The sequence below is a fragment of the Arthrobacter sp. BB-1 genome (assembly GCF_006151685.1).
Taxonomy (GTDB): domain Bacteria; phylum Actinomycetota; class Actinomycetes; order Actinomycetales; family Micrococcaceae; genus Arthrobacter.
The window spans coordinates 1-26,914 of record NZ_VDEV01000001.1; the positions used below are offsets into that span (position 1 = coordinate 1).

At 64.7% G+C, this 26,914-nt stretch carries 20 protein-coding genes; 5 read left to right on the plus strand and 15 right to left on the minus strand.

Annotated features, from left to right (window positions below):
• From FHJ30_RS00005 to FHJ30_RS00070, 15 genes are all read right to left on the minus strand, one after another.
• On the minus strand, nt 1–1,498 hold a 1,498-nt coding region (locus FHJ30_RS00005), incomplete at its 3' end, for a hypothetical protein (protein ID WP_240793527.1).
• Between the two features lie 129 nt (nt 1,499–1,627).
• Complete coding sequence (locus FHJ30_RS00010; protein WP_139027225.1) at nt 1,628–2,620, minus strand: glycosyltransferase family 2 protein; 993 nt, start codon at nt 2,618–2,620, stop codon at nt 1,628–1,630.
• Nucleotide 2,621: 1 nt separating this feature from the next.
• On the minus strand, nt 2,622–3,485 hold the full coding sequence (locus FHJ30_RS00015; RefSeq protein WP_306669368.1) for a glycosyltransferase family 2 protein: 864 nt from the start codon (nt 3,483–3,485) through the stop codon (nt 2,622–2,624).
• Nucleotides 3,486–3,772: 287 nt separating this feature from the next.
• Nucleotides 3,773–5,098: a M18 family aminopeptidase gene (locus tag FHJ30_RS00020; RefSeq protein ID WP_139027227.1), complete on the minus strand. Its 1,326-nt coding sequence runs from the start codon at nt 5,096–5,098 to the stop codon at nt 3,773–3,775.
• A 40-nt stretch (nt 5,099–5,138) separates the two neighbouring features.
• A complete protein-coding gene (locus FHJ30_RS00025; protein ID WP_139027228.1) occupies nt 5,139–5,999 on the minus strand; it encodes an ABC transporter permease in 861 nt (286 codons plus the stop codon).
• Nucleotides 5,996–6,943, minus strand: coding sequence for an ABC transporter ATP-binding protein (locus FHJ30_RS00030; RefSeq protein WP_139027229.1), 948 nt, complete (start codon nt 6,941–6,943; stop codon nt 5,996–5,998). The genes FHJ30_RS00025 and FHJ30_RS00030 overlap by 4 nt, the downstream gene beginning before the upstream one ends.
• Nucleotides 6,944–7,098: 155 nt before the next feature.
• Complete coding sequence (locus tag FHJ30_RS00035) at nt 7,099–8,595, minus strand: bifunctional phosphatase PAP2/diacylglycerol kinase family protein (RefSeq protein ID WP_139027230.1); 1,497 nt, start codon at nt 8,593–8,595, stop codon at nt 7,099–7,101.
• 57 nt (nt 8,596–8,652) lie between these two features.
• The gene (locus FHJ30_RS00040) at nt 8,653–9,846 is read right to left on the minus strand and encodes an MFS transporter (protein ID WP_139027231.1); all 1,194 of its coding nucleotides are present in this window, start codon (nt 9,844–9,846) and stop codon (nt 8,653–8,655) included.
• A gap of 183 nt (nt 9,847–10,029) precedes the next feature.
• Complete coding sequence (locus tag FHJ30_RS00045; protein ID WP_139027232.1) at nt 10,030–11,712, minus strand: ABC-F family ATP-binding cassette domain-containing protein; 1,683 nt, start codon at nt 11,710–11,712, stop codon at nt 10,030–10,032.
• Between the two features lie 93 nt (nt 11,713–11,805).
• Nucleotides 11,806–13,794 carry a penicillin-binding transpeptidase domain-containing protein gene (locus tag FHJ30_RS00050; protein ID WP_139027233.1) on the minus strand — a complete coding sequence of 663 codons (1,989 nt, stop codon included), beginning with the start codon at nt 13,792–13,794 and terminating at the stop codon, nt 11,806–11,808.
• Between the two features lie 68 nt (nt 13,795–13,862).
• Nucleotides 13,863–15,311, minus strand: a complete 1,449-nt coding sequence (locus tag FHJ30_RS00055) for an NAD(P)/FAD-dependent oxidoreductase (RefSeq protein WP_139027234.1) — start codon at nt 15,309–15,311, stop codon at nt 13,863–13,865.
• The gene (locus FHJ30_RS00060; RefSeq protein ID WP_139027235.1) at nt 15,304–16,770 is read right to left on the minus strand and encodes a glycosyltransferase family 87 protein; all 1,467 of its coding nucleotides are present in this window, start codon (nt 16,768–16,770) and stop codon (nt 15,304–15,306) included. Before FHJ30_RS00060 ends, FHJ30_RS00055 begins: the two co-directional genes overlap by 8 nt.
• 172 nt (nt 16,771–16,942) lie before the next feature.
• On the minus strand, nt 16,943–17,080 hold the full coding sequence (locus FHJ30_RS21230) for a hypothetical protein (protein WP_171058864.1): 138 nt from the start codon (nt 17,078–17,080) through the stop codon (nt 16,943–16,945).
• Nucleotides 17,081–17,682: 602 nt separating this feature from the next.
• Complete coding sequence (locus FHJ30_RS00065) at nt 17,683–18,267, minus strand: histidine phosphatase family protein (protein WP_139027236.1); 585 nt, start codon at nt 18,265–18,267, stop codon at nt 17,683–17,685.
• Nucleotides 18,264–19,793 (minus strand): CCA tRNA nucleotidyltransferase, encoded by a 1,530-nt coding sequence (locus FHJ30_RS00070; protein ID WP_139027237.1) that lies wholly within the window; start codon nt 19,791–19,793, stop codon nt 18,264–18,266. Before FHJ30_RS00070 ends, FHJ30_RS00065 begins: the two co-directional genes overlap by 4 nt.
• Before the next feature lie 207 nt (nt 19,794–20,000).
• On the opposite strand from FHJ30_RS00070, the gene FHJ30_RS00075 reads away from it, so the two are divergent.
• The 5 genes from FHJ30_RS00075 to trxA all read left to right on the plus strand — a co-directional run bounded on the left by FHJ30_RS00075 (nt 20,001) and on the right by trxA (nt 26,015).
• On the plus strand, nt 20,001–20,501 hold the full coding sequence (locus FHJ30_RS00075; protein ID WP_139027238.1) for an NUDIX hydrolase: 501 nt from the start codon (nt 20,001–20,003) through the stop codon (nt 20,499–20,501).
• A 62-nt stretch (nt 20,502–20,563) separates the two neighbouring features.
• The gene (gene murJ, locus FHJ30_RS00080; protein WP_139027239.1) at nt 20,564–22,723 is read left to right on the plus strand and encodes a murein biosynthesis integral membrane protein MurJ; all 2,160 of its coding nucleotides are present in this window, start codon (nt 20,564–20,566) and stop codon (nt 22,721–22,723) included.
• 165 nt (nt 22,724–22,888) lie between these two features.
• Entirely contained in the window at nt 22,889–24,493 is a 1,605-nt protein-coding gene (locus FHJ30_RS00085) for an ABC transporter substrate-binding protein (protein ID WP_139027240.1), read from the plus strand.
• 202 nt (nt 24,494–24,695) lie between these two features.
• Nucleotides 24,696–25,652, plus strand: a complete 957-nt coding sequence (gene trxB, locus FHJ30_RS00090; protein ID WP_139027241.1) for a thioredoxin-disulfide reductase — start codon at nt 24,696–24,698, stop codon at nt 25,650–25,652.
• A 36-nt stretch (nt 25,653–25,688) separates the two neighbouring features.
• Entirely contained in the window at nt 25,689–26,015 is a 327-nt protein-coding gene (gene trxA, locus FHJ30_RS00095; protein WP_139027242.1) for a thioredoxin, read from the plus strand.
• The last annotated feature ends 899 nt before the right edge of the window (nt 26,016–26,914 follow it).

Genomic DNA, 26,914 nt, shown 5'->3' on the forward strand with positions numbered 1-26,914 from the left:
TGCACTGGAACGTTGAATTCGCTTCACTCGAGGTGAATTCAAAAGAGGCACTGGTAGACGTCGACGTCGCAGGTGGTCCCGACGTGATCGTCGTCTGCGGGGCCGTCGTATCACCACCACCGGCACCCCCCTTGGGCTCGTAGAAGTGCCAGTACCGGCTGGTGGCGTTCACATCTGCGAGCACCAGGAGACCGCTGTTGCCCGTGCCCCTCAACGCATTGTTGAGATTCTGCTTAGTCGACGTCACGTTGTGGACGTACTGGTCGGCATCCACGATGCGAGGCGTCTTCGCAGCGGTAGCGAGCTTTCCGGGGTCGCTTACGGGCGCAGACTTCTCGTAGATAGCACCTCCCGAGCTGGTGCACACACCAGCGTTCTTCGTGCCACTCGGCTTGGGATAGGTAGCGAAGGTCCGCAGCGTCTTCGGCGACGTGCTCTCATCAATCAGGACGATCACCCGGTTCGGGCATTCAGCCACATTCGCGATGGTGTGCGCCGACCACGCCGACGTTGTGGCATTCAACGCCAAGAGCTGGATCAGCGGCTCAGAGTTGGAAGTGAACGACGTTTTGATAGCGGCGAAAACCTGCCCATCCGCGGAGTCCAGCCACTTCAAGTTCATGTGGTCATCGCCGCTGCGCTGTCCCTTCACTGCCGCGACGGGAGCGGTCCAGGCGGTTTTGGACGTGTCTGAGTCGTTGTGGTAGCTCCAGTACATGCCGTCGGTTGCGTCACCGACCTGCCGGCTCCACATCAAGCCCATCTTCCCGTCGAACGCGATCAGGGCCGAAGTGTCGTCCACGGAGACGTTGCTCAACGTCGCAGGATGCTGGAACGGGGTCCCCCATGTCTTGCCATCGGTGCCAGTGACGTTCAGATAGATCTTGTTCCCCTGCTGCCACGTGGCCCAGACCCGGCCAAACGAGTCCTTATCGATGGTCAGGGTCTCAACTTTGTAATTGTTGATCTGTGTCGAACTCAGCAGCGAGTACGTCTTCTTATTCGAGTCGTAGCTGTAACGCCGCATCATCGTCGGGAAGTTCGGCTCGGCAGGCAGACCGTCGTTGACGAACTGGTGGCTCGCCACATACAACGTCGTCCCGTCCCACAACACGTCATGATGTGTGTTTGCCCGCGTCTCTGTCGCCACACCCGTATCGGTCCACGATCTCGTCGAGCCATTGAAGCGGAAGATGTGGAAATCCGAGCTGGCAGTGTCCCACAGGTTCCCCCACCAGACCCCGTCGTTGAACCACAGCACACTCTCCGCCCGCTTCGTACCCGTTGGCGTCCCCGTCCCGGAATGCGACGGACCCTCATCGCCAACGTCGCCCGCAGCAGCCGACGCCGCGACCGGGGACACCAGGGCACCCACGACAACCAGCAGGGCTGTCAGCAGTGCATAGAGCCGCAGATTCCGCGACGCTCGTAGACGAAGACCAGCTGCATCGACGGAATCGTGCACAGCCGCTCCTTCGCGCGCAAAAGGGTTGTTCATTACTTCATCCTTCCGACACATTCGCGCTGTGTAATTTTGGTGGTATCGATCCACCACACCCCTGGCACTCCGGCAAGCGATGCAGCTCACGGGCCGCGCGGGAGACGATCGGGAGCAACTCGCCCTTACTCACTGGACGTCCCTCCAGGCCGGTTCTATGCCTGCCAAGGTTCCCGCACGTGGCGAAACGTGAGACAGGTGCCGGCCGCGCAGGTAACCGGCCGCTGTGAAGGCCAGAACCGAAACCACGGCACCGGCCCGGCCGAGTCCTCCCGGATCTCCGCTTCTGCTCCACTCATAGAGTCCGGAAACAACGGCCCGCGGCAGGACCCTGCGCACATAGCGCCTTTCGGGTCCGAGCGCCCTCTTGTGGCCTACCACCTGGCTCACCTGAGCCTTTGACAGGCCTTCAGACCACGACCGGGACAGCATGTAACGGAACGTGCCCCTGCTGGCCGGGACGTGATGGCGCACCACTGCTGCCGGTTCATACACAATTCGGGAACCAGGCGAGCCCATCTTCGAGCGAATGCAGATCTCGGTCTCTTCGCATCCCAGGGGTACGGCACCCTGGCGGCCTAGGGCGTGGTTGAATCCCCCTACCTGACGGAGCACGTCAAGCCGGAAAGACATGTTTGCGCCGATGACGTTCCTGACCTCGCAAGCCACCCGTGGCATCCCCAGGTGGCTGCATCCAACGATCCAGTCCAGCTCCTCGCCGAAATAACCGGGGCGGCCGGCTTCCCAAATGGGCTCCACCCGGCCCCCGACGGCAAGGACGTCAGGATCGTCGTACAGGGCCAGCAAAAGCTCAAGCCAGTCCGGCGCCGCTTCGGCATCATCATCCAGGAAGGCGACAATATCCGTATCAGCCAAACCGACGCCAGTGTTGCGGGCCCCGGAGAGACCCTGCGGCCCCGAGTTCTGGACGACCGTGATGTCATCAACCACCACAAGAAGCCGTTCATAAAGATCAACGTTGTGGTCAATTACCAGGAGAATCTCCTGCGGGCTGACGGTCTGTGCCCTGACTGATTCGATGACATCAAGCAGGTTCGCCCAGCGGTCCTCGGTATAAGTGCAGATGACGACAGTAACGGTGGGCCTGGGAAAAGTCGTCATCTCAGGCTGCTTCCCGCAAGGAAAGGAGGCTCTGGGGGTCGGCGGGCGTCCGGGGGAAACTAACGTTCGCGTACGCATATTTGACGCGTCGCAGAGCCTCAGGACGGGCGCCGGCCGTGGGCGCCTCCCACAAGACGCACTCGCGGGCCATTGTCCCCAACACGCGCCAGCCGTCCCGGAAGGTCTGCAGGTTCGAAGCCCCCGAGATGCGCTCCAGTTCGATACTCGGTACCTCTGCGATCCGGAGGCCCGCTTTGGCCGCCCTGACGATCAACTCCGTCTCGATCTCAAACCCGTCAGATTCAAGCTGAAGGACTTCCAGGCATTCACGCCTGAAGGCAATGTAGCCGTAGCAGAGATCCGAATAATTGCTGTGCAGCACCGCATTCGCCAAGGCCGTCAATGCCCGGTTACCCGTGCGCCGCAGCCACGTAAGGTCTTCGGACCCGCCGCCGGTAACGTGCCGGGAACCTTTGACAAAGTCGTAGTCGTGCTGGAGGGGGGAAACAAACCAGCCGATTTCCTGGGGGTCCATGCTGCCGTCGGCATCGAGCATGACGATGATGTCGCCGGAGGCTGCAGCGAAACCTGATCGGAGGGCTACACCCTTTCCCTTGCGTTTTTCCTCCACGATCACGACATCCTTGCGGAGGGCCCGCGCAACTCCCACTGTGTTGTCCTGGGAGCGGCCATCTACGATCACTACCTCATCCACGTATGAGGGCATTCGGCGAAGTACCCAAGGCAGGTTCTTCGCCTCATTCAGTGTCGGGATTACTACGCTTACTGACGCTCTCACTATCGACAACGTTGGCTCGGAGAACGTATTCGGAAGCTGGGTGGAAATGGACAAATGCCTCACCACTTCATGACATCGACGGAAATGGACAATGCCGCACTCAGCTTGATGCAAGTGCGCCACTAGTGCTCTATCCGGTCAAGGTCTTGTCTCTGGCCCCAGCCACTCATCGGCCAATGACTCTGCCCGTGACGAAGAGCCTACTTTTGGTCCACGCCGGTATCACCAGTAGTGAGTACTCGCTTTTTATTGAGCCATTTCCATCCGGTCAGTAAGTAACGGGGTTACGGAATGGTGAATTCGTTAGGTATAGGGGTTAGCCATCCCGTGAATATCAATAGGTAGGGGGTTGGTTACACAACCGTCCTGAAGAACAGCTCCGTCACCGCGGCAAGGCGCCAGGGATCCTCCACGCCGCACATCTCGCGGGCGGAGTGCATGGAGAGCAGCGGCACGCCCACGTCGACGGTCCGGATACCCAGCCGGGTGGCCGTCAACGGACCGATGGTGGAGCCGCAGGGGATCGCGTTGTTGGACACGAACTCCTGGTACGGAACCCCGGACTCAGCGCAGAGCCGCGCCCACAAAGCCGCCCCGGTCGCGTCCGTGGCGTAGCGCTGGTTGGCATTGATCTTCAAAAGCGGGCCGCCGTTGAGCACCGGGTGGTTGGCGGGATCGTGCCGCTCCGCGTAGTTGGGGTGCACGGCGTGCCCGGCATCGGCAGACACACAGAACGACGACGCCAGCGCCTGCCGCCGCTGGCTCACCGTGGCGCCGAGGCCGTCGGAGATGCGCACCAGCACATCCTCGAGGATGGGTCCGCAGGCACCCGAGCGCGAGTTGGAGCCGATCTCCTCGTGGTCGAATGCCGCCAGGACGGCGATGGGCATGCCGGCGCCGCCGGCGCCACCAACACCGCGGCCGGGAGCGGAGGCATGTGCGATCAGCGCCGCCAGCCCCGCGTGCGTGGATGAAAGGTTGTCCAGGCGCCCGGAGGCGAAGAACTCACTGTTCCCCCCGAAAACCGAAGGCGCCTGCGTGTCCGCAATAACGACGTCGTACCCGCCAATCTTGGCGGGATCCACGGAGGTGCCGGAAACGTGCGACGCCAACACCGCCAACAGATCGAAGTCCGCAGCATTCCCCAGTCCCCACACGGGATTCATGTGGCGCTGCTTGTCCAGGGTGAGCCCGTCGTTGACGGCCCGGTCCAGGTGGATGGCCAGCTGGGGGAACCGGAGCATGGGTCCGGTGGCGGCCAGGTGCTCGGTGCCGTCCAGCATCACCAGGCGGCCGGCGAGCTGCAGTTCACGGTCAAGCCACGAGTTCAGCAGCGGTCCGCCGTACACCTCAACGCCGGCCTGCAGCCACCCGTGGGCGCCGGTAGTGGCCTTGGGCTTGAGCTTGAAGGTGGGCGAATCTGTGTGCGCGCCCAGGATATTGAACCCGGTGGCGGGGCCTGCACCTTCCGGCACAACCCAGGCGATCAGCGCGCCGTCCCGGATCACAAAGTACGAACCGCCACCGCCCTCCCAGGGCTGCAGTTCGTCCAGGCGGACGAAGCCGGCTTCCTCCAGCCGGCGGCCTGCCTCGTGCACGGCGTGAAAGCTCGACGGCGACGCGCTGACAAAGGCGCCAAGGTCCTGGATGTGGTCTGCGGCGGAGGAAAGAGAAGGCATGCCCCCGAGTCTAAATGGTGACGTTGAGGCCTGCCGTCCCCTAGACGTCGCGTCTCTTCAGCACGATCATCGCTGCCAAGAGGGGGACCACCACCCACACGCCAAGCCAGGTGGCGGCCTGCCACACCTCCAGGGCACCATCGGCGGGTGCCGCCGCCACGATCCTCTCGAAGAGGTTCTCCGGCAGGTACTTCCGCGCCTCTTCGAAGAACTCGCCCGGGATGAGCTGGAAGGCGATGGGGACCACGAAAAAGAGCCCCACCAGGGACATGATCCCCCCTGCGGAGTTGCGCAACAGCGTTCCCAAGGACATGCCGATCGCCGCCACTGCCGCCACATACAGCCCGGTGACCCACAGGAGCCGCCTGGAGTGCTCGGACCCGAGGTCGATGTCAAAGCCGTAGCTGTCCAGGATAGGGGTGGCCGCGATGTAGGCCAGGAAGGATGACACCACAGTCACAACGAAGGCACAGACCGTCACCACCAGCAGCTTGGCGATGAAGGCCGGGATGCGTTTGGGGACCGCCGTGAAGGTGGACCGTGCCATACCCGTGGTGAACTCGGAACTCATCAGCAGCACGGCCAGGGAGCCGATGATGAGCTGGGCGAAGGCGATGCCGGAGGTGGGGACCCCCGCCGTCAGGTCGGCACCCTGGGCGGCAAAGGCGGCGGCCGCCTGCGGGTCGGTCTTCGCTGCCTCGGAGAACTGCCCGATGCCCCACGCGTTCAGGGCTGCAAACCCCACCATCACCAGCACGGTGGATCCCACCAGGATCAGGGTGGAGAGCAGGGTCCTGAACTTGATGAACTCGGAGTTGAGGACGCGGAGGAAGCTGGGTCCGGGACCTACGTTGTTGTGCCGGTTGTGCTGCCGGCGTGATTCAAGTGCTGCCGTGCTCATTGCTTTCCTCCGGTCCGGGCGGGCGCCGCAGCGCCGGTGGTGATGAGGGAGTGGTACTCCACTTCGTCCTTGGTCAGTTCCATGTACGCTTCCTCGAGGCTCGCCTGCAGGGGCGTGAGCTCGTAGACCATGATCTGGTTGTCCAGGGCCGTCCTGGCAATCTGCCTGGGCGGCAGGCCCTTGACCTCGAGGAGTTCGTGGTCCTGGAGTTCCACGGAGACGCCGTCGTCAGTGAGCAGGCGCATGAGCTGCTGCGGCTGGTCGGTGCGGACGCGGGCGCGTGACTGGCCCTTGCCCGTGATGATCTCGCCAATGGGGGCATCGGCAATGATCCTCCCGCGGCCGATGACAATCAGGTGGTCGGCCGTCACCGCCATTTCACTCATCAGGTGGCTGGACAGGAAAACCGTCCGCCCTTCGGACGCCAGGTACTTCACGAGGTTGCGGACCCAGACCACGCCCTCCGGGTCAAGGCCGTTCACCGGTTCGTCCAGGATGATGGTCTGTGGGTCCCCCAGCAGGGCCGCGGCGATGCCCAGCCGCTGCCCCATTCCGAGGGAGAACCCCTTCACCTTCTTTTTTGCTACCTCGCCCAGGCCGGTCATCTCGATGACCTCCCGGACGCGCTTCCGGGGGATGCTGTGGGTGGCCGCCATGGCCAGGAGATGGTTGTAGGCGGTGCGGCCGGTGTGGACGGCCTTGGCGTCAAGGAGTGAGCCCACCTCGCGCAGCGGGGCGGCGTGCTGCGCGAACGGCACCCCGTTCACGGTCACGGAACCGGCCGTGGGCCGGTCCAGCCCCATGATCATCCTCATGGTGGTGGATTTGCCGGCGCCGTTCGGGCCCAGGAAACCGGTCACGCGGCCGGCCTGGACGGTGAAGCTGACCTTGTCCACGGCGGTCTTATCGCCGTAGACCTTTGTCAGCCCTGTTGCCTCGATCATGAATGTTCCTTAGGACGGCAGCTGTGGACTGCGGGATGCGTTTCAGAAGACTCGTACGCACCACGCTACCGATGGCAGGGCTGGTTTTCGCCGGTCTCAGGGATGATTCAGGGGCGGATCAGGGTAGTCCCGTTGATTGGCCGGTCCAGGGACAGCTAGGGGTGGGGAGAGTAGTAGGCCAACGCCCGGGGACGGACGGTGTACTCCGCGCTGAGGACCCCGGCCAGCGCTTCGCCGTCCACTGCCAGGGCCATGGGTGACCCGCCGGCGTCGATGCGCACGCGTGCGCCCTCCGACAGGTGGGTGATCCGCGAGGTTGCCACGGTTCCGGTCAGCACTGCCCAGAGCAGCCGCAGCCGGGCAAAGGACTCGTCCGCCGTGATCATGCGGACGTCCAGGACGCCGTCGTCCATCACTGGCCGGAGCAGGGGTGCGTGGTCCCGCGGGTAGTACCGGCCCCGTCCAACGTAGGCGATCCACACCTTGTGCCGCCTTCCGTCCACGGCCAGGGTGGTGGGAGTGCCGGCGGCAAACGTGCGGAACATCGCCACCACGCCGGCCAGCGGTTTTCCAAGGGCGGGCTGCAGCTGCTCCCGGCGGCGGACAAAGTTCGGGTACAGGCCCACGCTGGACGTGTTCAGCATCGTCAGCTTCGCCGTTTCCGGGTTGCCTGCCAAGCCCCGCTCAACCGTGACGATCCCGATGTCGGCCATGGCGGCCTCCCCCTTTGATGCGGCGGCAACCGCCTCCTTGAGGCTCCCGGTCCCGGCGTCCCGGGCAAAGTGGTTCAGCGTCCCGCCCGGCAGGACCAGCAGCGGAAGGGATCTTTCGACGGCGGCGGCTGCCGCAGCTCCCACAGTCCCGTCCCCGCCCCACACACCGAGTGCGCGGGTCCCAGGGTAGTCCGCCGTCTTCCGGATTTCCTCGACCAGGTTCTCTTCCGGCTGGACCGTCTTTATGTGCGCTTCGGGGAATACTTCCTGCAGGGCCGCGGCAGTCTCCTCGGTGAAGGACCCGCCGAGCGTGTTCACCACGATGCTCAGTCCCTGGCCGCCCGGCAGTTCGGGCGCGTCGGCCCGGGTGCGTGCCACTTGCGGAAAGGGCGGGCGCACTGGCCACCAATGGCGGGTCACAAGGGCAGCGCCCGCACCAAGGGCCGAACCGAAAAGGACATCGGAGGGCCAGTGGGCTCCAGTGTGAATACGTGAGTACGCCACACCGGCCGCCACGGGAGCCAGTGCGGCGCCAAGGGCGGGCCGGACCAGCCCTACTCCAACGGCGAACGCGACAGCCGATGCCGAGTGGCCGGACGGCATGGAGGAACTGGTGGGCTGGGGATGGACGAACCGGAACACAGGAAGGTGTTCCGGCAGGGGCCGGGTGCGGGGGAGCAGGGTTTTGAAGATCCCGTTCGTGACGGCGGATGCAACCGCCTGGGCGATGAGTCCATGCAGCGCCGCGCGGCGTGTCCGGCCGGGGAAGGCCGCCATCACGGCCGCGGCACCCATCCAGAGCTTGCCATGGTTGGCGGAGGCGGACAAGCGGCGGAAGAAGTCGTCATGGTTTCCGCCGGGGAGGTCCGATACATGCCTTAGAAGGTATCTATCAACGCGGCTGATCCAACGATGGCTCCGGCGCCATTTGCTCTGCATGCCCTCACCCTACCGCGCCCCTGCCTGCCGGTCGCGCCGGCGTACAGTGGCGCTTTGCTACTCCGCCTTGATTGGTTTGGCTGCCCCCGCCAGCAGCAGGGCAACGAGGATCGGCGCAAGAATGGCCAGGAGCGCCAGGTGGATTCCCGTGAGGTCGCCAAGGTATCCCAGCAGGGGAGGTCCTGCCAGGAACGAGATATACCCAAGGGTTGATACAACGGACACCCTGGCTGCTGCATGCTTCGGATCATCCGCGGCGGCGGACATCCCCATGGGGAAGGCCAGCGCGGCTCCAACGCCCCACAGTGCCGCACCCACGGCCGCAAGCCATACGTTGCCAGCAAGCACAAAGAGGCAGAGCCCCAGTGCTGCCGCCCCCATGCTGGCCCGCAGCACGGCGGTCCTCCCGTATTTGTCGATGACCCGGCCGCCCGTGAACCGCATCGCTGTCATCGCGAGGACAAAGAGGGCAAACATCAAGGCACCCGTGGACTCGGACGTGCCCAGCCCATCCACGGAGGCTTTCGCAATCCAGTCATTGCCCGCGCCCTCCGTCAGCGTCGCCCCCAGGACCACTACGCCGATGAGCAGGGTCCGGCTGTCGCGCCAGGCTGACGGGCCCTTTGCCGGTTTCGGTTCGCCCTCCGGGATTGAGGTTGAAATGTGCGGAAGGAAGTAGCGCGGCGCCGTGAGCGTCACCAGTACCACGATGCCGGCGATGACCAGCAGATGCAGGGGCAGGCCGACGCCGAGGTTGGAAAGGCCGGCCCCGATCAGGGCACCCACAAAGGCACCACCGCTGAACGCCGCGTGGAACTGGGGCATGATGGTTCGCCGCATCTTGTGCTCGACGTCGGCGCCTTCAATGTTCTGGGACACGTCCCACAGGCCGATGGCTATGCCGAAGAAGAACAGGGCGATTGCCGTGCCGGGTACTGATGCCACAGAGAGCGAGGAGGCGATTCCCACGCCCGCAAGGGCAGCGAGGAGCCCGCCGAAGCGCACGGTGTTGGCGGTCCCGATTCTGCCCACCACCAGTCCGGCGGTGGGCAGTGCCAGCAGTGAACCTACGGCGGTGCACAGCAGCAGCGTGCCCATTTGCCCGGAGGTGATCGCCAGGATCTCCGTGACGGCAGGGATTCGGGCGGCCCAGCTGGCGAAAACCAGGCCGTTGATGCCAAAGACCACAAACGTGGCAGCCGCGGCCGCCCTAAGTCCGGCGTCCTGCGAGGTACGCGTATTGCTGCTCATACAATCACTACTTCCAGGGAGAATTTGTCCAGTTGCGTGCGCTCTTCTGCCATCAGACGCTCTCTCACTTGATGCGCCTTTAGACCAAACGCTCCTGCAGTGGGTGAGAGACGGTTTGTCGAAAACCCACATCAACTGATAGAGCGTTTTGGGAAAGGCAACATCAAAAGAGAGAGCGTCCGGTCAGCGGGCGCGCTCCACGCGTTTCTCGTCCCACACCGGTTCGGCCGATTCGTACACCTTGCCGTCGGATCCAAACACCAGGAAGCGGTCAAACGTCCGGGCGAACCAGCGGTCGTGCGTCACGGCGAGGACGGTGCCTTCGAAGTGGTCGATGGCCCGCTCCAGCGCCTCCGCGGAATGCAGGTCCAGGTTGTCGGTGGGCTCGTCGAGGAGCAGCAGCGTTGCGCCGCTCAGCTGCAGGAGCAGGATCTGGAACCGCGCCTGCTGGCCTCCGGAGAGGGACTCGTACTTCTGCTCGGACTGCCCGGCAAGCCCGTAGCCGTCCAGCGCCCCGGCCGCTGCCTCGCGGCCCAGGCCGGAGCGGTGTTCGTCGCCCCGGTGCAGGATTTCCAGCAACGTTTTGCCCAGGAGGTCCGGCCGGACATGGGTCTGGGCGAAGAAGCCCGGGCGGATTCGGGCGCCAAGTTTAACGGTGCCTTCGTGCGGCACTTCGGCAATTTCGACGTCGGAAACGGGCAGGTGCTCCCGCTCCGGATCAGTGCCCCCGGTTGCGAGGAGCCGGAGGAAGTGCGATTTGCCCGAGCCGTTTGAACCCAGGACGCCTACGCGGTCGCCGAACCAGACCTCCGTGGAAAACGGCTTCATCAGCCCGGTCAGTTCCAGCTGCTCCGCTACGATGGCCCGCTTGGCAGTCCGCCCGCCCTTGAGCCGCATCTGCACGTTCTGCTCGATGGGCAGCGCCTCTGGCGGCCCGATTTCCAGGAACTTGGCCAGCCGGGTCTGGGCTGCGTGGTACCGGTTGGCCATGTCGGAGCGGAAGGCTGCCTTGTTCTTGTACATGTTGACGAGTTCCTTGAGCTTGATGTGCTCCTCGTCCCAGCGCTTGCGCAATTCCTCGAACCTGGCGTTCCGGTCCGCCCGCGCTTCCACGTACGAGCCGAAGCCGCCGCCGTGGATCCAGGCGCCAGCACCGTTGATTCCTGGTTCCAGCGTGACGATGCGTCCCGCGGCGTTGTTCAGCAGCTCACGGTCGTGGCTGATGAAGAACACAGTCTTTTTGGACTCGTTCAGCTTGTCCTCAAGCCAGCGCTTGCCCGGAACGTCCAGGTAGTTGTCCGGTTCGTCCAGCAGCAGCAGTTCGTCGGGGCCGGCAAAGAGGGCCTCAAGCACCAGGCGCTTCTGCTCGCCGCCGGAAAGGCTCGACGCCGGGCGGTGCTGCGCGCGGTCAAAGGGGAGTCCCAGCGCGGCCATGCAGACCTCGTCCCAGACTGTCTCGACGTCGTACCCTCCCGCGTCGCCCCAGTCAACGATGGCCTGGGCGTAGCGCATCTGGCTGGGCTCGTCGTCGTTCTCCACCATGGCGAGCTCCGCGTCGTCCACCTCCCGGGCCGCCGCTGCCAGGGCAGGCGGGGCGGCGGACACCAGGAGGTCGCGGACTGTGGAGCCGTCCCGGACCTGGCCCACGAACTGGCGCATGATGCCCATGGACCCGGACCGGCCGATGACGCCTTCGTCCGGTACCAAGTCCCCGGCAATGATCCGGAACAGGGTGGTCTTGCCGGTTCCGTTGGGGCCGATCAGGGCAGTCTTGGTGCCGTCCGGAACCTTGAAGGTGACGCCGTTGAGCAGCTGGGTGCCGTCGGAGAGGAAGTAATCGATACCGGAAACGTCAATATGGGCCACGTGTTCCATCCTCCCACGGCCAAGCCGGCGAATTTTTGTCCAGGGTACGCAGGGATAATCAGCCCGGAAGTCGGCGTACGTGGACAAAAACTCCTACCCGGCGGCGGTGAGGAACTCCTTCAGCAGCGGCCCGGACGTCGTTGCGCCCAGTCCGCCGTCCTCCACGAAGACGGCCACGGCCAGGTCTGCGTGGACAGCAACGATCCAGGCATGCGTCTTCGGGGGATTCTCCTTGCCGAACTCCGCCGTGCCGGTCTTGGCTCCTACCGGAGCACCGGGAACGCTCGCAAGGAAGCCGGCATGCCCGGATGTGACCACGGCACGCATCATGTCCGCCAGGGCTGCGGCCTCCGCCGCCGTGATGGGCTCGCCTGACGCCGTCGCCGGTGCCTCGCCGGTTGCCGTGGCAGACGGCTGGGCGGCGGGTGCGGTGGAACCGCTCGTCGTCCCGGCGGCTGGAGTGCCGCCGTCGGGATTTACCACCAGCTGGGGCGACACGGGAGCGCCCTTGGCCACGGAACCAGCCATCACGGCCGCCGCCAGCGGCGAGAGCAGCACCTTGCCCTGGCCGATCATGGAGGCCGCATGCTCCGTTCCGGCCGCCTCACCCGGAACGGACCCCAGGAACGCTTCGGCCCCCAGTGAAGGGGCTTCGACGGCGATTCCCATGGCCAGGGCGGCGGCCTCAAGCTGTGCCTGGGACACGCTGTCCCGGGCGGCGATGAACGCCGTATTGCACGAATGCGCAAAGGCATCGCGGAGGGTGACGGAGCCGAGGGAGCCCTCCGGGTAGCCTTCAGCGTTCTTGAAAGTGCGTCCGTCCACAGTCAGCGTGGGTGTGCATTCAACCTTCGAGTCAGGGGTCAGGCCGTTGCGGAACATCGCCAGCGAGTCCACCATCTTGAAGATGGAACCGGGCGCGTACTGGCCCAGCATGGCTGTGTTGTAGCCGTTGCTTCCGGGACCGGACGCCACGGCCAGGACGGCACCGCTGGACGGGCGCAGCGCCACGATGGCGGAGGCCGGAGCCACGTCCTCCAGGGTGCTTTCGGCCAGCGACTGCAGCTTCGCGTCGATGGTTGTCTTCAGCGGCGTTCCCGGTGTGGGTGCCACTTCGAAGAGGACCCGCCGGGGGTCCGTTGCGGCGGACTGGATCTGCTCGCGGGTCAGGTCCGCGCGCTGGGCACGGATCACGACGGCGTCCGTCCCCCTCAGCTGTTCGTCGTACTGTTGCTGCAGCCCACCGATGCCTGTCACGTCCCCGGCAGTCAGGGCACCCTCGGAGGCCTCGATCTGCTCCGCCGTGGCCTCGCCGACAGTGCCGAGGACGGCGCGGGCGAAGGTCCGGCTGGGTGCCAACGGCACCGAGGCAGGAATGGCACGGGCACCGGGAATGGCTGCAATTTGTTCGTTGGTGATGGTCCTGCCCTCTTCCCGCAGCGTGATCGCGGAAACGAAGGCTTCTGCTCCGGAGGCCTGCACCTGCTGGACGTAGCCGGCCGGGTCAACCCCGACGAGGGCGGCGAGCTTGGCGGCAGAGTCTGCGGGATCGGCGCCCACCAGCTGGGGCTTGTCAATGCCGACGTTCACCACCGGCCGGTAGGTGACCAAGGGTGCGTCACCGGCTCCGAGGATGTCCGCGCGCTGCGGGGACTGGGAGCCTTTGGACAGGACCTCGCTGTCGGCCAGGCCGGGCACCAGGGTGGCGGGGTCCCAGACCGCGAGCCACTTGTCCCCGGACTTCCGGAACTTGGCCGGGACCGTGTACTTCCACTCCGCCTCGCCGAATTTCCACGTGTAGTTCAGGGGCGCTGAGGCGTTGTCCCCGTCGAGGGTTACGTCTCCCGCTTCAACCGCCGGCTTCTGTGGTTCCAGTGCGGCGAAGACGCTTCGCAGCTGGTCATTGGCGGCCGCGGCGTCCTTGCCGTCGAAGGCCACCGGCCCCACATCCAGCGACGAAACGGCGGTGGCGAACTGCTGGACTGCCGCCTCAGCCCCGCTCCTGCCGTCGTCGCAGGCCACCAGCGAGGTTCCCAGGATCAGCACAGCGACGGACACAGAAAGTTTTGTTGAATTCCCCATCCGGCCATTATCACCCGTTGGGCCCGGTCCCTTTGGCCATTCAGCAGCTGCCGCGACGCTCCGGTTCCCTAGGTCGCGTTCAGGCCCAGCGCCGGAACGGGCAGCTGGAATATGTCCTTAAGGGCATATGTTGCCGCATGGAAACCGGGCATGCCGGTAACCCCGGGCCCTGGCGGAGTGGACGAGGAGCAAAGGTAGACGCCCGGGAGCGGGGTGCGCCACGGGTGCCGCGACACCACGGGCCGCTGGACCAGGCCGCGGAGGTCCATGGTGCCGGCGCTGAAATCCCCGCCGATGTAGTTCCGGTTGTACTCTGCCAACTGCGCCGCGGTAACCACGTTGGTGTCCACCACCAGGTCCCGGAAACCGGGGGCAAACCGTTCCAGCTGGGCAGTGATTGCCCCGGCCATATCCTTGGTTGACCCGGCAGGTACGTGGCAGTAGGTCCACAGGGTGTGCCGCCCGGCGGGAGCCCGGCCAGGATCGAAGCGCGAGGGCTGGGCCACCAGCACATATGGCCGCTCGGGGTGCCGGCCCGCGCTGACGTCGTTTTCGGCATGCGCAAGTTCGGCCCTGGTTCCGCCAACATGGACTGTCCCGGCGTCGGCCAGTTCCGCCGCTGTCCAGGGCACGGGACCGGAAAGTATGAAGTCCACCTTGCAGGAGCCATTCCCGTAGCGGAAGGACTCAAGGGCCTTGCGGTAGCGGGAGGGAAGGGAGTCCCCGGCAATGTCCACCAGGCCCCGCGGCGCTACATCCAGCAGGGTGGCCCGCACGGCCGGGAGGTCCTGCAGCCGGTTTATCGGGGCGTTCGTGTGGAGCACCCCTCCGTGCGCCTTGATGTCCGCCGCCAGGGCGGCGGCAATGGCAGCGGATCCACCCAGCGGAATTGGCCACCCTTCAGCGTGGCCCAGCGCCCCCAGCATCAGTCCCGCTCCGGACGCGGCCAGCGATGGCAGGTGGGACACGGCGTGGGCGGCAACGCCGCTGAGCAGGGCAGGGGCCAGTTCTTCGCGGAACCGGGCGTTCCACAGTCCCGAGCCCTGTTCCAGGGTGCGGAGGCCGAAGATGCCCGCAGCGACAGGATTCCGGGGGAGGCGGAAGAGCTGGTTCTGCGTGAAGTCCATAACGTCGTCGACGGCCCGGACCAACGGTCCCATGAGGCGCCGGTAAGCAGCCCCGTCCCGCCCGAGCCCCGCTGCCGTCCGGTCAAGTGAACGGTAGGCAAGCGCGGCCCGGCCGCCGTCCAGGGGAGAGCCGAAGGACAGCTGGGGCGTGACAAGTTCCACCCGCCGGGACAGCTCGAAGGCACGGAAGAAAGGCGAGGCCAGGGCCATGGGATGGACGGCGGAGCAGACGTCGTGGAAGTGCCCCGGCTGCATAAGTTCCGCCGTACGCGTCCCGCCGCCGATGGTAGCTGCAGCTTCGAAAACCTCCACCGACAGCCCTGCCCGCGCCATCACTGCCGCCGCTGCAAGTCCGTTGGGTCCTGCGCCCACCACCGCAACGTCAGGCATCGGCTGCCGCCTTCCGCTGGACGGCGGAGTCCGCTGTGCGGCGCAGGTTCAGCCTGAACCGGTCCGGGGCGCCGTTGAAAGGTCCACCATGGGGATCGTCCAGGTGGTGCCGCCGGATGGGATCGTAGTTGGGGTCGTAGATGTCCCACGCCACCCGTGCCATCAAGTAGGCAACGGCCCCCATATGCGCCGCCACGGCCAGGACGTAATACGGCATATCCAGGTTGTGCTGGGAGGAGCCTGCGCTGGTCACCTGTCCAAGGTACATCCACACAGCGGCCCAATGCAGGCCTTCGATGCCCTGCCAGACCAGGAAGTCCCGCCACCGCGGCCTGGCCAGTGCGAGCAGCGGGATCAGCCAGACCACATATTGCGGTGAGTAAACCTTGTTCGTGAGGATGAATGCCGCCACAACCAGGAAGGCCAGCTGGGCCAGGCGCGGGCGACGCGGCGCCGTGAAGGCAATCAGGGCGATCAAGGCGCAGGCCGCCGCAAAAAGGCCGACGGACAGGAGGTTCACCGCGTCGGCGCCCAGTTCCTGCCCCCTCAACCTGTTCAGCACCAGGTTGTAGGCGAACCACGGTGATCCGTACCCGGCGCCACGGTCGGCTGAGAACTGGTAGAAGTACGCCCACCCGGAGGGGTTTGCGACGGCGAAGGGCAGGTTCACTGCCAACCAGGCGGCCCCTGCGGCCCCCGCTGTCTTTACCAGGGGCTGGATGCGGCCGGTCCGCAGGGCGAGCAGGAGCATTGCGCCCAGGATGAGCAGCGGATACAGCTTCGCCGCCGTCGCCAGGCCGATGAAGACTCCGGCCAGCACCAGCCGTTCCCGGGAGAAGAAATACAATCCCACGGCAAGCAGCGCCACCGCCCAAAGATCCCAATTTATGGTCCCGGCCAGGATGATGCCCGGTGCCAGCGCCACCATGGCTGCGTCCCAAGGGCGGCGGCTGCTCATCCGGGCCGTAGCCAGGACCGTCACCACAGCGACCGCCGCCAGCAGAGCAGCATTGACATCGAAGTAGGCGAGCATCCGGGCGTCCGACACTCCGGTCCCCGGAACCAGCCATGCCGTCGCCCCCGCGATCAGGGCGGTGAGGACCGGGTACTCAAACTGGCTTCCGCGGCCCACAATGGGAAACTGTCCCTCCGCGAGCCCGCGGTTCCTGAACAATTCCGGGAAGTCGGAGTAGCAGGTGGCGTAAAACTGGGCGGGGGATTCCCATCCGTTGGCGCGGCAGTAGCCCTTGAGCAGGACGCCCGCGAGGGCCGCCAGCACGGTCAGCAGGATCAGGACCCGTTCCACGGTGAAGACGCCGGGGGAGACGACTCCCGGAGCGGCCCGGATTCCAAGGGGACCGCCCACCAATTCCGTGAAGTTCCTCAGCAGGACATCGCTGCGGCTGGGAACCACCAGGCGCGGCCTTCCTTGGTGCTCCGGCGGCTGGGACTCCTGCATGGCTTGAGCTTACCGCCGCAGCATGGAGGTACGGGGGCCACCGGTGAGGTGGAGCCCACGCGTCGCCGCGTGGGCTCCGGACGGAAAGTGGCTGATGTCCACAACGCCTCCTCAGCTGAGGTTGGCACGCGTGCCGCGGCAGGGCCGCAGTCCAGTTGCCGGCCGCTTTTCCTTATCGCGTGCCGCCGATCTGCTGGTGCATCAGGACGAAAACGTCTTCGCGCTGCTTCTCCAGCAGGGGTTCGTTGATCATCCTCTTGCTGCTGCGTCGTCCTTGCGGCTGCAACAGGAGTTTCCGGAACTTTCTCATGGGTATCACCTCCTTTCAAACTGGCTGGCCCGCAAACCGGGCGCGGCAATTAATCCCTTTTGCCAATGCAATTGGGACGGGAATTAGGGCGCGCGAAAGCGCACCCAGGAATAACCTGGATTGATAAGAATTGCCAGAACAAAAACAGCACTCACACTGTGGTTCGGCAATAGGAGGCAAAGTCCAAGCGAAACGCGCGGCTGCGGCGTAACGCCAAGGCTTCCGGCGTGCGCTCACTCCGGCAGGCTGGAAGCCCTTGGCTTTACGGGCTAATGCAGGTGCCCTGGCTGTGGCGTTGCAGTTGGGAGGATGTGTTCCACCAGCCCAAGGAGAGCAAGGCTAGGAGCCGGCATTTCCCCAAAATGGGCGCGCAAAAGCATCGGAGGCCGGGGTGGCGGTGACGTTCATCTTCCGTCCGCTAGTCAAAGTAATCATTTTTCCCAACCTCCTTTTCTGCTCTGCAGTTGCACCGGCCAAGGGCCACACAACATGCGCCGATCCCCCGGCAAGACGCTCTGGGGTCAGGAATAAAACTACACTACGGCAAAGGATATCCGCCAGTAAGAAAGCACAATAAACCAAACAAATTTCGGAAAGCCCTATTAAAGGCCCCAGCGGACAATGGCGGGGGTCCTTTTGTCCCAGCCCAGCGTGCAGACCTTGGCTGTGCCCAGAATGAAATGGCGGCCTTCCATGGGCGGCAGTTCCAGCCAGCGTGCCGTGAGGATCCTCGAGAAGTGGCCGTGGGCCACAATCAGCACGTTGTCCATGCCGGATTCCAGTACCCGGCCAATAATTTTGTCCGCCCGGGCCGCAACCTCGTCCAGCGTTTCGCCATTGGGAACCCCGTGCGTCCAGATCAGGTAGTCGGGGTTGTCCTTCCGGATCAGGTCGGAGCTGATGCCTTCGTAGTCGCCGTAGTTCCATTCCACGGCCAGGGGTTCATGCTGGGCGTCCGGAAAGCCGGCCAGCTCTGCCGTCCGCCGTGCCCGCCGCAGGGGAGACGTGAGCACCAGGTCGAAGTCGACCGGATCCAGCACCCTGCGGGCCTCCACGGCCTGCTGTTCCCCCTCGACGGTCAGGGGGAGATCAGTGAGTCCGGTGTACTGGCCGCTTTTGGACCACTCGGTCTCACCGTGGCGGAGGATCCAGAGCTGGGGGCGGGGGGCAAGGGCAGGAATGGTCACTTGGACTCCTCGGAAGGGGAAGGCTCGACGGCGGCGGGAGACGTTCCGGCCTCCGGCCCTGCAGGTGCGGGTACAGCTTCATCCGGGCTGGCTTCCGGCTGTTCTGCCCACCAGCGGAGCAGCCGTGCTTCCGCTTCCTCCGTGGGCAGGGGACCGTTCTCCATCCGCTCGTTAAGCAGGAATTTGTAGGCGCGGCCCACCACGGGCCCCGGTTTGAGCCCCAGCAGGGCCATGATCCGGGCCCCGTCCAGGTCCGGGCGAACGGCGTCCAGCGACTCCTGTTCGCGCAGCGCGGCGATGCGGGCTTCGAGGTCGTCGTAGGCGAACGCGAGCCGCTCGGCCTTCCGCTGGTTGCGGGTGGTGACGTCCGAGCGGGTGAGCCGGTGCAGCCGCTCCAGCAGCGGCCCGGCGTCGGTCACGTAGCGGCGGACTGCGGAATCGCTCCAGCCGGCCTCCCCGTAGCCGTAGAAGCGCATGTGGAGTTCCACCAGGCGGGCCACCGCCTTGGTGGTGTCATTGTCGAACCGCAGCGCCTTCATCCGCTTGGAGGTGAGCTTGGCCCCCACCATGTCATGGTGGCGGAAGCTCACCGCACCGCCCGGTTCGAAGCGGCGCGTAGCCGGCTTCCCGACGTCGTGCATTAATGCAGCGAAGCGCAGCACAAAGTCCGGGCCCGGCACCGGGCCTTCACCGTCCGTCTCCAGTTCCGCTGCCTGCTCCAAAACCTGCAGCGAGTGCTGGTAGACGTCCTTGTGCCGGTGGTGCTCGTCCGACTCCAAACGGAGCGCGGAAACCTCCGGCAGCACGAACTCGGCGAGGCCCGTCTCCACCAGCAGGTCCACGCCCACGCGCGGACTGGCACCGCAGATGAGCTTGACCAGTTCGTCCCGCACGCGTTCGGCGGAAATGATGGTGATCCGCTCCGCCATCTGCGTCATGGCCCGCCGGACGTCCTCATGCACGGACACACCCAGCTGGGCAGCGAACCGCGCCGCACGCATCATCCTCAGCGGATCGTCGGAGAAAGAGAGCTCGGGTGCCCCCGGAGTGGCCAGGACGGATGCATGAAGGTCACGGACCCCGCCGAAGGGATCCACCAGTTCCAGGGAAGGCAGCTTCAGGGCCATGGCGTTGATGGTGAAGTCACGCCGCAGCAGGTCATCGGTCAGTGAGGATCCGAACGCCACCACCGGCTTGCGGGAATCGGGATCGTAGGCTTCTGCCCGGTAGGTGGTGATTTCAATCTGGAAGCCGGCCTTGCGCATGCCGATCGTGCCAAACGCCCGGCCAATCTCCCAGTAGTTATCCGCCCACTTCTTGATAAGGGCCACCGTCTGGTCCGGAGTGGCGTCGGTGGTGAAGTCCAGGTCGGGGGAGGTCCGGCCCAGGAAAAGGTCACGCACCGGCCCGCCCACCAGCGACAGTTCATGGCCGGCGTCCACGAAGCGCCGGCCGAGCTCCAGGACCACCGGGTCCACCTGGAAATCGACGGTCTGGGAATCAGTCTTGTGATGTGCGTGCGCCATAGTTACTTAAGCTTGGCAGAAACCAGCGTGTCGGCAGGCCAAATTAGGGTCAAGATCCCGCGGAATAGCTCCGTGCGGGGGAAAGTGCGTCATATGCCGTCCATGTTGGTGTCATGTTCCGGTCATCACGAACGGGCAACAGTCGTTAGAGTGGACTCCATGGCCCATCCAGTACCGAGCGCTCCAGGCAGGAGGACAAACCCACCATTGCCGTCGGCAATCGGTGCGCACGTTGCCCCTGCCCAGCATTCGGCACCGGCAACGCTGCCCACGGTTGAGGAGGTCTCCGCCGGCGGCGTTGTGGTGGACACGTCCGACGCCGAATTGAGGGTTGCGATCATCGCCCGCCTTAATCGCGGCGGACGTCTGGAGTGGTGCCTTCCGAAGGGCCACCCGGAGGGCAAAGAAAACAACGAACAGGCCGCGGTCCGCGAAATTGCCGAGGAAACCGGCATCGAAGGCGACATCCTCGCACCTCTGGGAAGCATCGACTACTGGTTCACCGTCAGCGGCCACAGGGTCCACAAAACGGTCCATCACTACCTCCTCCGTGCCACTGGCGGCGAGCTCACCATCGAGAACGATCCGGACCAGGAAGCCGTGGATGTCGCCTGGGTTCCCATCCAGGAACTGGCGCGGAAGCTGTCCTTCCCCAACGAGCGCCGGATCGCCGATCTGGCCCGCGAAGTCCTCCCCGGGCATCTTTAGGGCTGTGTGCCCCGGCCCCCCGGTTGCGGCGTTTACCGCCCGCGGGTGAGACGATGAACTCGATGTCAGCTACCAACTTTCCTTCCGATAAAGCCGGACGTCCCGGCGATGCCGCGCCGGACGGCGTTCCCCCCGAGCCGGCCGGTGCGGACGGCACCCCGGGCACAGTTGCTGCCAGCGAGACCCGCTCCAGCGCCATCATGGCTGCCGGAACACTCGTTTCGCGGTTCCTGGGTTTCGGAAAGACGTGGATGCTGGGCACGGCCCTGGGCCTGGGCTCCACCGTCAATGACACCTTCATCAACGCGAACAACCTGCCCAACCTGATCTTCCTGCTGGTGGCCGGCGGCGTGTTCAACGCGGTCCTGGTGCCCCAGATCATCAAGGCAAGCAAGGCGCCGGACAGGGGGGCGGACTACATCAGCCGGCTGCTGACGCTGGCTGTGCTCCTCCTGCTGGGACTGACAGCCCTGGTTACCCTGGCGGCGCCCGGCGTCATAGAACTCACCACCCAGGGATACACGCCCCAGCAAAAGGCCCTGGCCGTCACCTTTGCCTTCTGGTGCCTGCCGCAGATCTTCTTCTACGGCCTCTACGCCCTCCTCACCCAGGTACTGAACGCAAACGGGGCGTTCGGCCCCGCCATGTGGGCTCCCATCCTTAATAACGTGGTGGCCATCGCCGGCCTGGGCATGTTCATCTGGATCTTCGGGGCGAATGAACTGAATCCGCACACGCTGGACAACTGGGGCAGCACGCAAACCCTGCTGGTGGCCGGGTTCTCCACCATCGGCGTGGTGTCCCAGACTGCCATCCTGATGATTCCCGTTATCCGCCTGCGGCTGGGCCTCCGTCCCCGGTTCGGCTGGCGGGGAGTGGGACTGGGCCAGGCCGCCAAGCTGAGCGTCTGGACCCTGCTGACTGCCGCCGTCGGGCAGCTTGCCTTCCTGTACGTCATGCGCATCGCCACCATCCCCGGCGCGGAACGCATCCGTCTGCAGCAGGCGGGAGACCCGTCAGCGAACATGCTGCCCGGCAACGCCGTGCTGGAGGTGGCCAGCCAGCTCTACCTGCTGCCGCACTCCATCATCGCGCTGTCCCTTGCCACCGTCCTGTTTAACAGGATGACGCGGGCCTCGCAGGACGGGAACCGCGCCGAACTGCGCGAAGCCCTCTCCCATGGCCTGCGGACCATGGCGGTGGCCACCGTCTTCGGCGCGCTGGCCCTCTTTGCCCTTGCGGGCCCGCTGGGCATGTTCTTCTCCGGAGGCCTGCGCCAGGACGGCGTCATGCTGGCCCAGACGCTCACCATCCTGGCGCTCAGCACGCCGTTCATGAGCGCCAACTTCATGATGTCCCGCGTCTTCTACGCGAATGAGGACGCCCGCACCCCCTTCTACATCCAGCTGCAGCTGGCGGTTGTCTACGTGGCTGGGGCCTTCGCCATCCAGTTCCTGCCGGTCACCCAGATCATCTACGCCATCGCCGTGCTTTATATGGTGGGCAATATCCTCTCGGTGGTCATCAGCGCGTACTTCCTGCGACGCCTCCTGGGGCACCTGGACGGGGCACGGATCGCCAACTCCTACATCCGCATGGGGTGGGCGGCGCTGGGTTCGGCCGTTGCAGGTGCGGGTGCGCTGTGGCTGATGGGCAGCTACAGCCCTGACGGTTTCGCCTGGCGCGACCGGCTGTCAGCCCTCGTGACTGTCGTCGTGGTGGGTCCGGTCATGCTGGTGGCCTACTTCTTCCTGCTCAAGCTGTTCCGGGTAGCCGAACTGCGGGACCTGCTCCGCCCCCTCCTGGGGCGGCTCGGCCGGGGCGCACCGCCGGCACCTTCGGCGGAAGCCGGGAACCCGCCGTCGGACTCTGCCCCTGGTGAGCCTTCGGCTGAACGACGACGGCCCGCACCGGAGCGTGCCACAACCTCCGTGGACACCGGGCTTATTCCCCGCATTTCCGGCGAGTTCGACGCCGTTTCCTTCCGGGCGGGGCCGGCTCCGGAACAGGAGGGCACGGAACATCAGGCAATGCGGAGGCAGGCGCGCGACGGCGATGGGCCGGCTTCGTCCGACCAGGACTACCTTCCGGCGGAAGACCAGCCCAGTACGGCCCGCGGGGGTTTGCTCAAGGAACAGATTCCGCTGCCAGGGCGCCGTACCTTCCAGGGAAAGCCCGGCGAGAACCCCTATTTCAAGCAGCGGCGCCCCCGGAAAAAGTGACGCTCGAGCAGTTCTCCGCCGCTGCGATCCAGGGCGCAGGGGACGCAATCGGCTAGGATCGAGAAGGTACAGGGGTAGTTGCATTCAGGGGCCAGCCGCCCGGCGGCTCCTGGGTGGCGGTTGCATCATTCAAGCCGGCACTCCCGGACAGTCTAGGAGGAACACGTGTCCAACCCGATCGATGTCGGATCAGTACTGGGCGGCCGTTATAAGGTCACCGCCACTGTATTGGCCTCGCACGACCACGATCTGGTACTGGACGGTGTGGACCAGGTCCTGAACCGTCCAGTCAGCATCCTGGTGGCCGGCCCCGGCAACACTGAACAGGTTGCCCAGAGCGCCCGCGAAGTGGCTACCGGCGAGCGGCCCGGAACCGTCCAGGTCCTGGACCTTGGCATGACCGAGGCCGCCACCTACCTCATCACCAACCACACGTCCGCTGCGGACCTGCTGGACCTCGTGGTGGCCTCGAATCCCCCCTATGTGGAACCATTCTTCACGGACACCCTGGGCAGCGAGATCTTCGGGCAGCCAAGGTCTCACGAGCCCGAGCCCTACGACGATGAAGACCACGTCGAAGCGGGCTACATCAACTACTCGGACACGCACCCCAGCCAGGTGGATCCCTACCGGCACGCACCAGCTGTGCCGCCCAAGCCGCCTGTCCGGCCGGCTGCGGCACCTTCCTCCGCGCGCAAGTCCAGCGGTGCTTCTGCAGTGGGCGGGGCAGCAGCTGCCGGTGGAGCCCTCGGGGCAGCGGGCGCTGCGGCTGCCGCCGGTTCTGCAGCCCGCAACGGCAGCGAAACCGCAACACGTTCCACTCCAACCCAGGCTGATCCAACCCGGGCAGATCAGACCCCGGCCGATCAGGCAGGGCAGCCGCAGGTCACGGGGCCTGTCCACGGGGAGGGAGCTCCGGGCGGAAAACCGAAGGTCTCGCTATGGTCTGACGACGATTACGCCTACTCAGAGGACCAGCCTTCCGGGAACGCCCCGGTAAAGGATGAACCCCAGCCGGACAAGAAATCGTCCTTGTTTGCCCGCTCTGCCGCGCCCGCCGCTGCAGGTGCTTCCTATGATGAAGAACCCGGCTATGACGACGACCGTGACGAGGACAGCCGGGAGCCCAGGTCCATGCGGTGGCTCGTCGGCGGGTTGCTCGCTGTGGTCCTCATTGCCGGACTCGTTTTCGCCGTAACAAACCTGGGCAGCCTGTTGTCACCGCAGCCGCAGGCTGTTCCCACCGCCCCCGCCACCAACAGCGGAGCCCCGGCGACCACGGAACCCGGAACGCAGGCGCCGCCATCCGCTCCGCCCGCGGTCCCACCGGCCATTGAAAACATCAGCAGGCAGGGGAACTTCGATTTCGCCGCCGCCTTCGATGGTGACCTGGTGAAGGCCTATGACGGGAACGCTGCCAGCTATTGGTCGGACATGGAGTTCGCCACTGAAAACTGGGGCGGCCTGGCGGCCCAGGGCGTCCCGCTGGTGGTAAAGCTCAAGAGCCCGGCAAAGGTTTCTTCCATCACACTCTCGCAGTTGGGGGGATCCGGTGGAAACATCACGGTGTACACCAACGACCGGCCTGCCCTCGACGGAGCCAAAGCCGTAGGGACCAACAGCTTCACCTCCACGGACCTGACCATGCCGCTGGCCGAGCCTGTCCAGGCCCAGTACGTGATTGTTTCCATCAATTCGCTGCCTCGACTCGCTGCTCCCAAGACCCGCTACGGTTACGGCATCCGGCTCGCCGAGATCAAGGTCCAGTAAGTCCTCCTGGGGCAACAGGCAGGCGAGGCGCCTGTTGAGTTGGACTGTAACCTTGGAAGAGCGCCTTCGGTGACGGCCGTCTGCTGTCCACCGGGGTTTCACCACGTCCAGGCGCTGGAATATTCAGCATCACGTAGCAGTTGTGCCATGTGGCCGGCCTCCACAGGGAGGCGCGTCGAATAAGGAAGAGGTTCACCGTTCAGTGACCATCGCAGAAAACACCGCGTCCGAAGTACGTGATGTCATCATCGTGGGCTCTGGCCCGGCTGGTTACACGGCAGCTGTATACACCGCCCGTGCCAACCTCAAGCCGCTTTTGCTTGCAGGCTCCGTTACGGCCGGCGGTGAGCTGATGAACACCACGGACGTTGAGAACTACCCCGGCTTCCCGGAGGGGATCATGGGCCCGGACCTGATGGAGAACTTCGAGAAGCAGGCCGCCCGCTTTGGCACCGAGATCCAGTTTGAGGACGTCACTTCGCTTGAGCTCAAGGACACTGTGAAAACGGTGACCATTGCCACGGGGGAGACCTTCCGGGCGAAGGCAATCATTCTTTCTACCGGTTCCGCTTACCGGGAGCTTGGACTGCCTAACGAAAAGCGCCTCTCCGGCCACGGCGTTAGCTGGTGTGCAACCTGTGACGGTTTCTTTTTCAAGGATCAGGACATTGCCGTTATCGGCGGCGGCGATTCCGCTATGGAGGAAGCTCTGTTCCTCACCAAGTTCGCGAAATCGGTGACAGTCGTCCACCGCCGCGACACCTTGAAGGCATCCAAGATCATGGCCGACCGCGCCTTGGCCCACGAAAAGATCAACTTCATCTGGAACAGCACGGTGGAGGACGTCGTGGGCGGGGACAAAGTCACCGGCCTGAAGTTGAAGAACCTCATCGACGGGACCACCTCCGACCTCCCGGTGACGGGCGTCTTCGTGGCCATCGGCAATGACCCCAGGACCGACCTGGTCAAGGGCGTGCTTGAGCTGACACCCGAGGGAACCATCGCCGTAGAAGGCCGCAGTTCGAAGACAAGCATCCCCGGGGTGTTTGCTGCCGGCGATGTTGTGGACCCCACCTATCGCCAAGCCATTACGGCTTCCGGCTCGGGCTGTGTAGCAGCAATCGATGTTGAGCACTACCTCGCAGACCTGCCCGCATAATTACTGCAACGACATCCGAAGAGAGAGACAAGGGTTATGAGTAACGCCAAAGACGTAACAGACGCAAGCTTCAGCACGGACGTTCTGTCCTCCGACAAGCCGGTTATTGTTGATTTCTGGGCAGAGTGGTGCGGGCCCTGCCGCAAACTCGGGCCCATCCTGGACGAAATTTCCGTGGAATACAGCGAAAAGGTCGACGTCGTCAAGGTCAACGTGGACGACAACCCGTCCATTGCTGCCGAGTACGGGATCACCTCCATCCCGGCTGTTTACCTGTTCCAGGGTGGGGAAGTGAAGAGCACCGTTATCGGGGCAAAGCCTAAGCAATTCTTCGAGAAGGAATTCGCGGACGTTCTGTCCTAGGTTCTGATATTTTGTTAGTTTTCCGAGTGGCCACCGCCCGAAGGCGGTGGCCACTCTTCTTTATCCGTGGAATGGGCTTGGTTACCCTGTGAGCCTTTCGCGCGAGCAAGTTGGCCCGGCAGTTGCACCTAGGTAGGCTGCCTACTGCAAATGACGTCTCTGTTTCACGTGAAACAGGGCGGCTTGTTGCCCCTGCAGTAGTATCGGCGCTCAGGAGAAATTGGCCGGAGCTGTGACCCCGTGCGCCCTGCACGTGGGTGCTGCGGTTGCACGAGGTCTTCTAGGCCAGGGAAATGGGGGCTAGCCCACTCCCGGGCTCGAAGAAGCACCCTTCCATGGTGCCCATCGATACAGAACCGGGACGCGATGATGGGCATGTAATGCCTGTTTGTTTGCTTAATCTGCTCATGCCCACCAAGCGGCCGATACAGCGACTGCACCTGTGCTTGCCATTCGAACACTAGGCTAATCAGCCACTGGCAATTCTGCTGGCAATTCTGAGCAGACGCCTGCACCCGCGCGACCAAACATAAGAACCGATGACGCCAAAGCGACTACCCTCAGACGAGAGCCGCGCAATGTGACCGTCGAAAGATTCTTCTTTGCTTGCCCATGGAGGAAGCCTTGTTTCACGTGAAACAAGTCGGTGCACTCACCACGACGCTGCGCAGCAAGGAACCCTGTCGTCTCCGAGGAGGACGGCGGATTCACAACTGTTGGCGGCTGCGTGCCTGTGCCGTCGGTCCGTAGGCGGACTCTCACTGCGGAAACGCTGCATCTGGTCTGAATGTCCACTGCCCCGGGTACATCGAGTAGGGCACTCCGACCCAGGACCAGACGGGGAAGACCGCCGCCCAGTCCGCCGTGCCTATGGATCGTCCAGCGAATACTGGATTAGG

Excerpts from the sequence above, each read along its gene's own strand:
- FHJ30_RS00020 (WP_139027227.1), bottom strand. The coding sequence starts at position 5,098 with ATGCCTTCTCTTTCCTCCGCCGCAGACCACATCCAGGACCTTGGCGCC.
- FHJ30_RS00035 (WP_139027230.1), bottom strand. The coding sequence starts at position 8,595 with ATGCAGAGCAAATGGCGCCGGAGCCATCGTTGGATCAGCCGCGTTGAT.
- FHJ30_RS00025 (WP_139027228.1), bottom strand. The coding sequence starts at position 5,999 with ATGAGCACGGCAGCACTTGAATCACGCCGGCAGCACAACCGGCACAAC.
- trxA (WP_139027242.1), top strand. The coding sequence starts at position 25,689 with ATGAGTAACGCCAAAGACGTAACAGACGCAAGCTTCAGCACGGACGTT.
- FHJ30_RS00070 (WP_139027237.1), bottom strand. The coding sequence starts at position 19,793 with ATGGCGCACGCACATCACAAGACTGATTCCCAGACCGTCGATTTCCAG.
- FHJ30_RS00050 (WP_139027233.1), bottom strand. The coding sequence starts at position 13,794 with ATGGGGAATTCAACAAAACTTTCTGTGTCCGTCGCTGTGCTGATCCTG.
- FHJ30_RS00055 (WP_139027234.1), bottom strand. The coding sequence starts at position 15,311 with ATGCCTGACGTTGCGGTGGTGGGCGCAGGACCCAACGGACTTGCAGCG.
- FHJ30_RS00060 (WP_139027235.1), bottom strand. The coding sequence starts at position 16,770 with ATGCAGGAGTCCCAGCCGCCGGAGCACCAAGGAAGGCCGCGCCTGGTG.
- FHJ30_RS21230 (WP_171058864.1), bottom strand. The coding sequence starts at position 17,080 with ATGAGAAAGTTCCGGAAACTCCTGTTGCAGCCGCAAGGACGACGCAGC.
- FHJ30_RS00040 (WP_139027231.1), bottom strand. The coding sequence starts at position 9,846 with ATGAGCAGCAATACGCGTACCTCGCAGGACGCCGGACTTAGGGCGGCC.
- FHJ30_RS00030 (WP_139027229.1), bottom strand. The coding sequence starts at position 6,943 with ATGATCGAGGCAACAGGGCTGACAAAGGTCTACGGCGATAAGACCGCC.
- murJ (WP_139027239.1), top strand. The coding sequence starts at position 20,564 with ATGTCAGCTACCAACTTTCCTTCCGATAAAGCCGGACGTCCCGGCGAT.
- FHJ30_RS00010 (WP_139027225.1), bottom strand. The coding sequence starts at position 2,620 with ATGACGACTTTTCCCAGGCCCACCGTTACTGTCGTCATCTGCACTTAT.